Source organism: Colwellia sp. Bg11-28 (genome assembly GCF_002836245.1).
Lineage (GTDB): Bacteria > Pseudomonadota > Gammaproteobacteria > Enterobacterales > Alteromonadaceae > Colwellia > Colwellia psychrerythraea_A.
In genome coordinates this window covers 995,517-1,007,702 of sequence record NZ_PJBA01000018.1, presented here as the reverse complement: position 1 = coordinate 1,007,702, position 12,186 = coordinate 995,517, and the positions used below count along the sequence as shown (strand labels likewise).

The 12,186-nt window shown below is 39.1% G+C and carries 10 protein-coding genes; 5 read left to right on the top strand and 5 right to left on the bottom strand.

The genetic code is table 11. From position 1 onward, the window contains the following. Positions 1-47: 47 nt before the first annotated feature. Positions 48-563, bottom strand: a complete 516-nt coding sequence (locus tag CXF79_RS21525) for a hypothetical protein (RefSeq protein ID WP_011045433.1) — start codon at positions 561-563, stop codon at positions 48-50. Positions 564-756: 193 nt separating this feature from the next. Here CXF79_RS21525 and CXF79_RS21520 point away from each other — a divergent pair, with 193 nt between their 5' ends. After that, positions 757-1,737: a WD40 repeat domain-containing protein gene (locus CXF79_RS21520; RefSeq protein WP_011045431.1), complete on the top strand. Its 981-nt coding sequence runs from the start codon at positions 757-759 to the stop codon at positions 1,735-1,737. 25 nt (positions 1,738-1,762) lie between these two features. On the opposite strand, the gene CXF79_RS21515 is transcribed toward CXF79_RS21520, so the two are convergent. The 3 genes from CXF79_RS21515 to CXF79_RS21505 form a co-directional block, all read right to left on the bottom strand. Beyond that, complete coding sequence (locus CXF79_RS21515) at positions 1,763-3,151, bottom strand: sensor histidine kinase (protein WP_101157817.1); 1,389 nt, start codon at positions 3,149-3,151, stop codon at positions 1,763-1,765. Continuing rightward, positions 3,141-4,592, bottom strand: coding sequence for a sigma-54-dependent transcriptional regulator (locus CXF79_RS21510; RefSeq protein ID WP_101157815.1), 1,452 nt, complete (start codon positions 4,590-4,592; stop codon positions 3,141-3,143). The genes CXF79_RS21515 and CXF79_RS21510 overlap by 11 nt, the downstream gene beginning before the upstream one ends. A gap of 182 nt (positions 4,593-4,774) precedes the next feature. Continuing rightward, positions 4,775-4,969 (bottom strand): hypothetical protein, encoded by a 195-nt coding sequence (locus CXF79_RS21505; protein WP_101157812.1) that lies wholly within the window; start codon positions 4,967-4,969, stop codon positions 4,775-4,777. A gap of 235 nt (positions 4,970-5,204) precedes the next feature. Between CXF79_RS21505 and CXF79_RS21500 the strand changes: the two genes are divergently transcribed. From CXF79_RS21500 to CXF79_RS21490, 3 genes are all read left to right on the top strand, one after another. Beyond that, entirely contained in the window at positions 5,205-6,500 is a 1,296-nt protein-coding gene (locus tag CXF79_RS21500; RefSeq protein WP_101157810.1) for an efflux RND transporter periplasmic adaptor subunit, read from the top strand. A 121-nt stretch (positions 6,501-6,621) separates the two neighbouring features. Next, on the top strand, positions 6,622-7,314 hold the full coding sequence (locus CXF79_RS21495; RefSeq protein ID WP_011045426.1) for an ABC transporter ATP-binding protein: 693 nt from the start codon (positions 6,622-6,624) through the stop codon (positions 7,312-7,314). Positions 7,315-7,334: 20 nt separating this feature from the next. Beyond that, complete coding sequence (locus tag CXF79_RS21490) at positions 7,335-9,845, top strand: ABC transporter permease (protein ID WP_101157808.1); 2,511 nt, start codon at positions 7,335-7,337, stop codon at positions 9,843-9,845. A gap of 106 nt (positions 9,846-9,951) precedes the next feature. Here the strand turns inward: CXF79_RS21490 and CXF79_RS21485 are convergent, their stop codons facing one another. Continuing rightward, positions 9,952-10,842, bottom strand: a complete 891-nt coding sequence (locus CXF79_RS21485; RefSeq protein ID WP_011045424.1) for a LysR family transcriptional regulator — start codon at positions 10,840-10,842, stop codon at positions 9,952-9,954. Between the two features lie 200 nt (positions 10,843-11,042). Between CXF79_RS21485 and CXF79_RS21480 the strand changes: the two genes are divergently transcribed. Continuing rightward, complete coding sequence (locus CXF79_RS21480) at positions 11,043-12,032, top strand: YeiH family protein (protein ID WP_101157806.1); 990 nt, start codon at positions 11,043-11,045, stop codon at positions 12,030-12,032. The last annotated feature ends 154 nt before the right edge of the window (positions 12,033-12,186 follow it).

Here is a 12,186-nt window from a genome sequence, read left to right as displayed (position 1 = left end):
GATATTGGCAAACGATAGCCACTCGTTTTACCCTTTTTGATTAGGGACTATTGACCAGCACCAGCCTGTTGTAACTTTTGCTCTAACAAAGCTTCAAGTTTACCTTTTTTCATCGCTAAATCTACTTCAAGTGATTGGCGCTCTTTTACTGACGCTTTATCTTCTTTGTCTTGTAGCATTTGAACTTTTACACTTAACTCGAGGATCTCCATTGATAATTCTCGAATTTGTGTATCGAGATCACTTTCTTTAGCTTTCTCTGCGGCCGCCGCTTCTGCTGGCGACATAGCACCACTTAAGCTACTTGCATCTATGTTTTTCTTCCCTTCATCTTTTTCTTTTGTGCTTGCTTCGGCTTCAGCCGATTTAGCTCTCGCTTCTTCAGATAATGCCAGTTGGTCTGGTTGTAATTGCTTACTTTTATCTGGGGCACTGGCTTCGGATTGTTGAGGAGTATCAACAATGGATGTACTTGCGACTGGCACCGTAGCTGTCTGCGCTGAACGCGAAGTGTCTGTGGCAGAGAATTGTGTTGTTAAAGCTGAAGTGTTAATACTGTCCATGGTGACTTCCTATGTGACCGAATACTTGATTAAATTGATTAGTTGAAAGCTAACTATAGCGATATATGCTTTTGTTCCCAAGTATTTTTTTATGCGATTAAATACAGTTAATCATTTTTAGCACAGTGAGTAATCGTATATAGTCATGGATGATTCCCAATGTCATCACAAATTTATTAAGGAATGTTTGAGTATGGTAAAAGTTGCAATGCTAATAAGTGCGGTAAGCCTATTAAGCCTTTTCGGTTGTAGCCAACAAGACGTTCATACCGGTACGTCAGAATTAGCGTTAAGTCATAGTGATAACATCATTGCAGCCTCAGCACTCTCTAAAGATGGTCAGCTTAATTTAGTTGCTGATGGTAAAACAGTGTGTTTATGGAGTAAAAAGCAGGTGAAATCGCCATTACATTGCTTAATGGGTAATGATGCGCAATTCATCGAGTTGCTTGATATTAGTGAAAATAATCAATTTTATTTAGTATCGAATCAAGTGTCGGTGCGTTTGTATTCGATGCAGGGTAATAAACACATAGGTGAGTGGCAAGTTGCAGATAATATTATCAATGATATGGATATATCTGCAAATGGCAGAAAAATATTATTAGGCTTTCGCAGCGGTAAAGCGAGTATCATCGATGTGAAGCGCAATAAGGTCAGCACTTTTGATAAACATCGATTAGATATAAATTCGGTGAGCTTGTCTGATGACGGTGAAATTGCATTGACTGGCTCAAGTGATAAAAAAGCACGTTTATGGAAAACTGGCTCAGGGGATAATGTTCAGGAATTTTCTCATGGTTCAAGAGTGAACCATGTCAAAATTAGTGGTGATGCTAAGGTTGTTTTTACGTTAGATGCAATCAAAGACCGTACTTTTTGGGATTCATCAACGGGAAAAGTCCTCGCTGAATTAGATACTAGTTTACGTTTCTTTGAGTTTAATGATTCATTATTTTCTGCTGATAATTCGCTACTTTTAACGGGATCTCCTAAGCAAGTTATTAAACTTTGGCGAGTATCTGATGGTGCATTAGTTGCTGAATGGCAATCTGAAATGACTCGCGGTCGTTCGTCAATACTAAGTGTGGCTTATTTAGCTCACGATAAAATTGTCACTACCAATAGTGATGGTTTATTCGAGCAATGGCAACTACCTAACCCTAGCGAGTAAATTTAGATTTAAATAGGCGCGACAGTTAAAAAGTTAAACTAAAGGTTGCGCCACCTTGGCTATTGTTACGCACAGCAACCTTGCCATTATGAGCTAACATCACTTGTCTTGTTAAAGCTAAACCGACACCCGAACCTTCTTTTTTGGTAGTGAAAAAGGGTACAAAAATTTGTGTCATGTTTTTATTTTCAATACCTTTACCATTATCAGCAACTTCAATGATGACATGGCCACGGACATTTAAAAATGCGTTTAATGCTATTTTTGGTGTACTGTTTTTCTTCTCTATTACTCCTGCTGTTGTAATTAACGCGTGTTCAGCATTTAACAATAAGTTAAGCAATATTTGTTCGATCATATCTGGATCAACATGAATATCTAAAGCTTGAGGAGTGATGCTCGCGGTTAGTTCAATGTTATCTTTTTGCCAATTCTGCTTGGCTAACGTTGTGACGTGGTCGAATATAGTCGCTACTGATATTGTTTTTTTATTAGGCGAGGGCAGGCGTGTTAAACGACGGTAGCTGGTGACAAACTGCATTAAGCCATCACTTCGCCTAGCGACAGTTTTTACTGCTCCTAATACATCGTCTAATTCTTCAGTTATCTCGTCGGTAATAGCGGGTAAGGTCCGGGTTTTTTCTTGTACATCTTGAACTAAATCTACAGCTGTTTTAGCCAGTGATGCTACCGGCGTAATACTATTCATTATCTCGTGAGTTAAGACACTGACCAAGTCTTGCCATGCTTGCAATTGAGCGAGGGCTAGCTCACTTTGAATATCTTGCATACTCAGTAAGGTTTCTTGCTGTGTTGCTGTCGTTATTTCAGTCGCCGAGATAATGAGCTTATGTTCCATGTCATCAATAGTGATATGAACTAGTGTGCGCTCACCCGCTAAAATACTTTGTAATTTTTTTGGGAAGTCTTCATTAAACTGTGCCATATCATCTATATGGGTGACTGCATTGGTACCAAATAAGCGCCTGACGCTATTGTTCCATAAAGTAATTTTACCATTATGATCAATACTTAACAGCGGTACTGGGACATGTTCAATAATGGCTTTAATATGTCGTAGTTCGGCCTCTTGATTTGAACGCACACGTTGAATACGTTTTAGAATATCAGTAAAGGTGGAACCCAATTCATCAAATCCTGTACCAAGGGATTTTAGCTCAAAGCGTTGTGAAAAATCGGCATGACGGACGGCTTCAAAAAAGCGGACTAATTCTGCATTGGTCTTTGAAATAAAACGTGTTATTTCAAAGAACTGTATCAGTAATACTGCCGAAAGCAACAGTACGGTCGCGTGATAACCATCACTCATAATTGCTTGCGTGAGAAAAATCAACGTGAGCATGGCTAAAATAGTGCGCGTGGCTATTAAGAGTGAAAAGCGTTTAAAGTCCATGTTTTTCCATCCGGCGGTAGAGTGCAGCACGTGTTAAGCCAAGTTCTTTTGCGGTATGACTTATATTAAATCGATGCTTTTTAAGGGCTAAAGCGATAGCATTTTTCTCAATTTGCTCTAAATTCAGCTCTTCTGGTAGCATTATCTCAGCGCTGGTTGTTTCAAACTGATTTGCTATTACCTTGTGCTTTGAAGTTGATGCCGATTGACTTGGTTTAACATGGCTAGGGACATCAAGCTGAAAATCACCCGAAGTCAGCATTTCAGATTGGCTTAATATCATCGCACGCTCAATTGCGTGGCGCAGTTCTCTGATGTTACCGGGCCATGAATAAGAGGATATTGCTGCTAATGCGTCATCACTCAACTGTTTAACACCTTTACCTTGTTGCTGATATTTTTTTGCGTAAAAGTCGACATAATGGCTGGCTAGTAATGTTATATCGCTGCTACGTTCGCGCAAAGGCGGCAAATTAATTTCAACGGTGTTGAGTCTAAATAATAAATCTTGTCGGAAATGCTGTTCATCTTTTAACGTTTCTTTAGATAAGTTAGTTGCTGACACGACCCTAACATTAAAGGCGATAGCTTTATTTGCACCCAGGGGGGTGACTTTTCTCTGCTCTAATACAGTCAGTAATTTTGCTTGTAGATGAAGAGGTAGGTTTCCTAGCTCATCTAAAAATAAGGTACCACCATCTGCCGCTTGTAACCGGCCAACTCTATCTTGTTGTGCGCCAGTAAAAGAACCCTTTTTATGACCAAACAATTCACTTTCGAATAAAGTTTCGCTGATTGCGCCTAAATCAACAGACATAAACACTTGTTGAGCGCGAGCGCTTTGTTGATGTATCTCTCGGGCAACTAACTCTTTGCCAGTCCCATTTTCACCCAATATCATCACATTAGCTTCAGTTGGTGCAGATCGAGCGATTAACGATTGTATCTGCTGCATCGCTTGAGATTGGCCGAGCATATTTTGCTGGCTTGCCGGGTTACTCGCTTGTACTAATACTTTATTAGTTTCACGTAATTTTTGCGTTTCACTACGGCTTCTGCCCAGTAAAACTGCAGTTGATACCGTTGCGATAACTTTTTCATTTTGCCAAGGTTTGGCAATAAAATCGGTGGCGCCTAGCTTCATTGCTTCAACTGCCACATTAACGCCACCATGGGCGGTGATCATGATAATGACGCTTTCTGGCTTAATTTCTAATATCTTTTGTAGCCAATAAAATCCCTGCGCACCAGAGCTTTCACCCGGACCAAAATTCATATCCAAAATAATGGCATCAAAATGCTGATCGTTAATAAAGCGAGGAATGTGTTCAGGTACATTGCAGGTACTTACCTGTGAAAAGTGGCGTTTTAGTAATAACTTACCTGCCGTTAAAATATCTTCATCGTCATCAACAATGAGAATTTTTCCTTCTTTCTTCACGCTTAATCACCCTTCAATTTTGGTCAGTGCAATGGCAGTACTTAGATAGTGCCTAGGTTGTCTTTGGATACCGCTTAGCTTTTTTCAGTCGTTTTAGTAATCCATACCCAAACTACCTGAAGATGCAGGTTTCAGCTGGCATTAGAAATACCTTTAGGCAAGGCATTGATTGAAGAGAATAGTTATTCTATTGTCGAAATCAATAACATAGCATAAAGCGTTTCTAAACCAGCCCTGCGGGGACGTCTGAGCAAACCATGTTCTTCGTTGCCTCCTTTTTTAAGGGAATAACCCTTAATAAAATGAGGCGCCTTGATCATGAATTGTTCAAGCGTCCTGAAACACGCATCTTCAAGTGGCTTGGGTATATACTGCATAAAGTGTTCATTAACGTACACCTACTGTTCATAAACGTACAGTTTTAATCTAGGTTATTTTAGCAACTATTTATAAAAAGCAATAAAAACAATCGATTACAAGTTGGAATGATTATTGGATTACTAAGGCTAAAGAGAACGTTAAATTTATTTATTCTTGGTTTAGGCCAGCTCCGTTATTGAGAGCTTATTACGATAAAATTATTGCGACAAAACTACTATGACAAAAGTTAATATGACAAAAAATACCACACCGCTCACTTCTGTAACTAATGCCGTTTCGGGTGCAGGAATGGATCGTAAAGTCACCACCAATGCTAGCCCAATGAAAAAATGGCTAAGTCTAACCTTGATCATGCTCATCGTTGTTTTTGCGGGTTATATGATCGCTAGTAAGAGTACGGGGAAAGTATTATCAGTAGATAATAGCCGGGTAGTTATTTCAAAAGTAACTTCAGGAGTTTTTGAAGATTTCATCCCTATCCGTGGTCGAGTTACGCCGGCAAAAACAGTTTATTTGGATGCCATTGAAGGAGGACGTGTAGAAAAGATTCTAGTGGAAGATGGCGCGAGCTTAACGGCGGGTAATCTTATCGTAGAGTTGTCTAATGCTTCACTGCAGCTCAGTGTATTAGGCAATGAAACACGCGTCGCAGAGCAACTAAATAATATGCGCTCTATTGAGTTAAATTTAGAGCAGAATCGTCTACAACATAAACGTAACATCGTTGATATTAAGCACCAAATTAAATTGTTAACTCGCCAAGTTGACCGTTCACAATCGCTTATCGCAACGGGTGCGATTACCAAATCGAAAATGGAAGACACTGAAGATACCTTAACTTGGTATCAAGACCGATTGGCGCTAACTATTGAAAGTCAGCAATCAGATGCTCGTATGCAAGGAGAGCAACTCACGTTTTTAAGAGACACGAGTCGTCGTTTAGAAAGTAACTTGGCTATTTCACGTCAAAATTTAGACAACATGAATGTTAAAGCGCCGGTAGCAGGTAAGTTATCTGGCTTTAATGTTGAAGTAGGCCAAAGCATTGCCCGCGGTGAGCGTCTTGGACAAATAGATACACCTAACGATTATAAGCTCACTGCTTTTATTGATGAATTTTACCTAGGCCGTGTCGATATTGGTCAAACGGCGACCTATAAAAATTACTCCTTAGTCATTGCCAAAGTCTATCCACAAGTGCAAAACGGTCAATTTGAAGTCGATTTTAAATTTACCTCCGAGCAGCCCAAAGGCATTCGCCGCGGACAAACCATTCAAATCAAGCTGACACTTGGCGATGCGAGTGAAGCACTGTTGATCCCCAATGGTGCCTTTTTTCAAGATACTGGCGGCAAGTGGATGTTTGTTGTTAGCCCAAATGGTAGCGAAGCGGTGAAGCGTAATGTGCGCCTAGGACGACGAAATAACCAATTTATAGAAGTTATTGAAGGACTTGAACTTGGTGAACAAGTTGTCACTAGCCCTTATAGCAGCTACCAAGAGATGCAGCGCCTTAACTTTAATTAGTGAATCACACGTTAGCGGCTGATTATCTGGCCGCAATGAACAGCTTTACATAACAAGTAATAAACATAATTCATCACTGAACAGAACATTAAAAGACTCGTGAAGAGCAAAGGAATTTACCATGCTAAAACTACATAATTTAACACGCGTATATCAAACTGAAGATGTAGAAACATCAGCCTTAAACAATGTAAATATTGAAATTGCCCAAGGCGAGTTTGTTGCCATTATGGGACCATCAGGTTGTGGTAAATCAACCTTACTTAATACTATTGGTATGTTGGATTCACCCAGTAGTGGTGATTATATCTTTAATGGCGAAAATGTTGCTGGTTATTCAGAAAAACAGCTTTCCGTTATTCGTAAAAAAAGCATTGGTTTTATCTTTCAAAACTTTAATTTGATTGATGAGTTAACCGTTGCTGAAAATATTGAATTAGCCTTAATTTATCACAATATTCCAGCAGCAGAGCGCAAAGCTAAAGTTGAAAAGGTCATGGATAAAGTGGGTATTGCCCATCGCGCTAAGCACTTACCAAGTCAGTTATCTGGCGGGCAACAACAACGAGTCGCAGTCGCTAGAGCGGTTGTTGGTGATCAAAAAATGATTTTGGCCGATGAACCAACGGGTAATTTAGACAGTGCACACGGTCAAGAAGTAATGGAAATGTTACAAGCACTTAACGATGAAGGCACTACTATAGTGATGGTGACACATAGCCCAGCACATGCTGATTACGCTAGACGTACTATCAATTTATTTGATGGTCATGTGGTTGCACAAAGTGTTCGTGCTGCTGAGCAAACGGCTTAATTGCTAATTAGGAGAATTTTATGTTTCACAATTACCTTATTACCGCTTGGCGTAATATCATTAAAAACGGTATTTTTTCGGTTATTAACATTTTTGGTCTCGCCATCGGTTTGATGAGCTGTATTTTAATCATGTTATTTGTTCGCCAAGAATCCGGTTTTGATACCTGGATTAAAGATCATGGTCAACTAGTACGTACGCACACTGCCTATTCTATCCCTAATCAAGAACCGTTTGATTCTGTCCGTTCAGCGGGTAGCATGATGGAAGCAATTCGTGATTTTGCTAAAAATGAAATTGAAACCGGCGTACGTTTTATTCAGTTTGATATGACAGTAAGACAAAATGAAAATGCCTTTCCAGAACAATTTACTATGGTTGATGGCAGTTTCTTTAATGTTTTTGATTTACCTTTTATTCATGGCTCTAAAGAGTCTTCCTTTAATAAACCAATGGACTTGGTTATCACTGAAGATTTAGCTTACAAATACTTTGGTAAAAGTGACGTTATTGGTGAGACGCTTACCGTATGCTGTGTTGCCGGCAATACAGCAACGTTGACTATCACTGGAGTGATGAAAAATTTACCCGATGCGACGCATTTAAATACCGATATGGTGATTTATTTACAGCCAGCCTTGTTTAGCGATAATGATGGCATGTTAAATACTTGGACCAGCTTAAATGTTTATACCTATTTTAAATTGAATCCGGGTATTTCTTCAGAGCAATTACAAGAACGTATTAATTTTTGGATGAATAATGAAAGTCCACTGGTTGAGATGCTTGTTAATATTTTAGGTGAAAAAGCCTCAGGTAAGCAGGTTACCGATTTAATTAAACTGCGAGTAATGCCAGTGGCAGACTTGCATTTACATGCCAAAAGCCACGCGGGTAATGGCGGGGATTTAACCCCTATGGGCGATAGTAAAATGATTACTACCTTTATTATTGTCGCAAGCTTAGTGTTACTTATTGCTTGTATTAATTTTATGAACCTATCTACCGCTAAAGCCAGTAAAAGAGCGCGCGAAGTTGCTATGCGTAAGGTCTTAGGCGCTAGCCGAACTCAAGTGGCTATTCAATTTTTAGGCGAGGCGATTGCCTTAGTTTTACTCTCTTTATTGTTTGCCTTGGTCGCTGTTGAATTAGCATTACCATTTTATAATGAAGTGTTAGGTAAAGAGTTAGCTTTACATCTAATGAATGATCCAAGTTTATTGTTCACCTTAATTGGGCTGGCTGTTTGTGTGGGTATTGGCGCGGGCATTTATCCTGCATTGTATTTATCACGCTTCTTACCTGGACAAATTCTAAAATCGAGTAAAAGTGTTGAGTCGAAAAGTTCGGCAAAATTTAGAAGCGTGTTGGTGGTTTTTCAATTCGCGACATCCATTATTTTAGTGATTTCAACCTTGGTTGTTTATGGCCAAACGATTTTCTCTAATAACATGGCGGTTGGTTATGAAAGTGATAACAAACTGGTGCTTAGTATTCGCAACGCCGGGGATAACTTACCAAGTTTAACGCAAGAGTTATTAAATTTGTCTGAAGTAACGAGTGTAACGTTTTCTTCTGAGGCACCATCGCAAGACAATGAGAATAATAATAATTTTAAGCTACTTGAAGCACATGCCAATGGAGGAGCTAATGAAGCTGAATTGATGAATTACCATAATATGGGTTATGGATTTTTTGAAGCTTATCAAGTGAAGCCGATAGCAGGCCGTTTGTTTGATGAAAATTTTGGTTCAGACACCATTAAAGACGTTGCTAAAGATACAGTGGGTCAATCAAGTGTGGTACTCAATAGCTCGGCCTTGAAAAAGTTCGGTTTCAGCAGTGCGCAAGAGGCTATTGGTAAAACATTGGAAAGTGATATCCGCGGAACACAGCATTTAACTATCATTGGCGTTATCCCAGATGTTTACTTTCGCTCAATTAAGTTTGGCGTTAGAGCTTCAGTATATACGTTGAATCCAGAACGTTTTCGGGTAGCCAATATCTCTTTTGATACCAATAATATTCCTAATTTGATTCGTGCGATTGAAGGTGTGTGGAAGAACAACGTACCAATGCAGCCTATTAACTTAGAGTTTTTGAGTGAAATGATGAAAGCGCAATACAATGATGAGCTCACCACCGCCCAGTTATTCTTGGTGTTTTCATTGATAGCCATTGTTATAGCTTGTTTAGGTTTATATGGTTTATCTGCTTTCACGGTAGAAAGAAGAACCAAAGAAATCGGTATCAGAAAAGTGATGGGCGCGAGTGTTAAAGATATTGTTGGTTTACTTATTTGGCAATTCTCCAAGCCAGTAGTGTTGGCTAATCTCATTGCTTGGCCTATCTCTGCCTACTTGATGCTAACCTGGTTAGAAGCATTTCCTTATCGCATAGATGCTATTTGGCTGGTACCAATATGTTTAGGTGTTGGTTTGTTATCACTGATTATTGCGTGGAGCACTGTGGGCGGTAATGCTGCTAAAGTAGCGAGAAAAAATCCAATCAAGGCACTTAGGTATGAATAAGCGTTTAGCGCTAATAATGAAAGAAAGGCGAGTAATAAGTCGCTAATACCAAAACCTAAACCTAAAACGGCAGTGAATATTTTTCATTGCCGTTTTTATGCTTCTATTAACCTCTACTTGTCAGAGGCTCATCCATTAAGTAATCAATGAATGTTTGGGCTAGCGAGTTGTGATAGCTATTTTTATTGGTGACTAAAGCAAAACGACGAGACAAATTTAATGGTGAATGTAACGCAATTAATCCACCGTTATTTAGCTCTTCAGCAATGCTAAGTTGTGACAGACAACCTAAGCCTAAACCGGCTTTGACCGATTCTTTTATAGCACTCTGTCTAGTCAATTCAATACCTAAGCTAATTTGGGCACCCATTTGTTCAATTGCAGCATCAAATATTGCGCGTGTTCCTGAGCCATGTTCACGCAATACCCATGAGTATTGCTGCAGCTGTTCGAGATTGATAGTCGCTTTTTCTGCTAATGAATGTTCAGGTGCGCAAAAAATTTGCAATTTATCCACTTGCCATGGCGTTATTTGTAAATGTCTATGCACTGCAGGGCCTTCTATTAAACCAATAGAGGCTTTACCTTTATCTAAATAATCTATCACCATTTGGGTATTACCTATATGTATTTCAGGTATAACCTCAGGGTAAATTTTTACAAATTTTGCAATCAATTGAGGTAGTAAATAAGTGGCGATGGTGGCGCTGGCTACTACTCGCAATACACCACTCATGGTGTTTAAATTGGCCAGTTTTAAGCTATCAAGTAAATCGCTTATTTGACGTACTTTAGGCAACGACTTAAGACCATTTTCGGTGATCAATAAATCTCGACCAGTCCGCTCAAATAATGGGTAACCTAAACTCTGTTCTAATTCTTTTAACGCTTGGCTGGCGGCTGATTGGCTTAAAGAGAGTTCACTGGCTGCTTTCGTGAGTTTCCCTAAGCGTGCAGTCGCTTCAAACAGTTGAAGTTTTTTTATCGATATACTCATAGCTTCATTTCCCCCTAAAAATTATTGGCCTGAGTGCTCAGTTTTAACTCAGCACCTTTGGTTCGGTTTTTTGAATACTATACATCGAATCAATCCATTATTCTTATTTAAAACTTTCCGTTATATTATATTCCATAAAGTGATTACTCTTTGGTGATCACGTGTAAACACACAGTCATTTATTAGACAAGAGATTCGTTATGCCCACTTATATAGTTCTTCCCATCATTGCCCTATTGGCAATTGCTTTAGCAAAAGTAGAGCAAGTATCTGCTTTTGGTTTGAGTGCTTTACCATTAGCGATTGTTTTTGGCATGTTTTATGGGCATTTTTCATTGAGAGTTGAAGATGAAAGAGACCAACTTTTTTCGACTTTTTGCAAACAGAAATTACTGAGATTTGGCATTATATTATTTGGTTTTGGCCTCAGTTTTCAGCAAATATTGGCCGTTGGCTGGCAAGCTGTTGTTATTGACTTAGTGATGATAAGTACAATTTTCACTGTGGGTACTGTTGTTGGCATTAAAGTCTTGAAGTTACATCGTGATGTTGCCATTTTAACTGCGGCTGGTAGTGCTATATGTGGTGCGGCAGCGATACTTGCTACTGAGTCGGTACTTAAACCAAAGCAACAGCACATTACTATTGCCATTGCGACTGTCGTGCTTTTCGGTACGTTAGCGATGTTTATCTACCCGTTTATTTATCAATGGGTTGATATGACCGACCAGTCTTTTGGTATTTATATTGGTAGTACTGCCCATGAAGTCGCACAAGCGGTTGCTGCTGGGCAAAGTATTAATGGCGAGACTATGCAAACGGCCGTTGTTGTTAAGCTTATTCGAGTGATGATGTTAGCGCCATTTATTCTGATGCTAAGTGCAGCACTAAATCGTATTGGCACAGATAGTGAAACTAAACGTGAAAAAAGTGTTATCGCTATTCCTTGGTTTGTTTTCGGTTTTATGGCTACTGCCATGATTAATAGTATCGTCATCTTGCCTGAACTTCTTAAAACAGTATTGAGTTTTGCCAGCCAATTTTCTTTAGCGATGGCAATGGCAGCTTTAGGCGCCCAAACCCAGTGGGCAACTATTAAAGAAGCGGGACCTAAACCTCTAATACTGGCATTATTACTCTTTATTATTTTAATCATTGGTGGTTTTTTCTTAAGTTCGTGGTTAGCCTAAGGGCTGAAGTATTTAATTATTATTTAAATAAAAATTAGCTTTAAACCTTTTACTTCTTTGTTGCATCTCACTTAATAATGACCAAAAAATTGGCTAAGTGAGCAGTAAACTTATTCACTTGTCATGAAAATTCCAATAAAGATATACGGAGATA

What these genes read in the sequence shown, in the direction of transcription:
- CXF79_RS21525 (WP_011045433.1), bottom strand. Translation starts at nt 563, where the DNA reads ATGGACAGTATTAACACTTCAGCTTTAACAACACAATTCTCTGCCACA.
- CXF79_RS21520 (WP_011045431.1), top strand. Translation starts at nt 757, where the DNA reads ATGGTAAAAGTTGCAATGCTAATAAGTGCGGTAAGCCTATTAAGCCTT.
- CXF79_RS21515 (WP_101157817.1), bottom strand. Translation starts at nt 3,151, where the DNA reads ATGGACTTTAAACGCTTTTCACTCTTAATAGCCACGCGCACTATTTTA.
- CXF79_RS21505 (WP_101157812.1), bottom strand. Translation starts at nt 4,969, where the DNA reads ATGCAGTATATACCCAAGCCACTTGAAGATGCGTGTTTCAGGACGCTT.
- CXF79_RS21500 (WP_101157810.1), top strand. Translation starts at nt 5,205, where the DNA reads ATGACAAAAAATACCACACCGCTCACTTCTGTAACTAATGCCGTTTCG.
- CXF79_RS21495 (WP_011045426.1), top strand. Translation starts at nt 6,622, where the DNA reads ATGCTAAAACTACATAATTTAACACGCGTATATCAAACTGAAGATGTA.
- CXF79_RS21490 (WP_101157808.1), top strand. Translation starts at nt 7,335, where the DNA reads ATGTTTCACAATTACCTTATTACCGCTTGGCGTAATATCATTAAAAAC.
- CXF79_RS21485 (WP_011045424.1), bottom strand. Translation starts at nt 10,842, where the DNA reads ATGAGTATATCGATAAAAAAACTTCAACTGTTTGAAGCGACTGCACGC.
- CXF79_RS21480 (WP_101157806.1), top strand. Translation starts at nt 11,043, where the DNA reads ATGCCCACTTATATAGTTCTTCCCATCATTGCCCTATTGGCAATTGCT.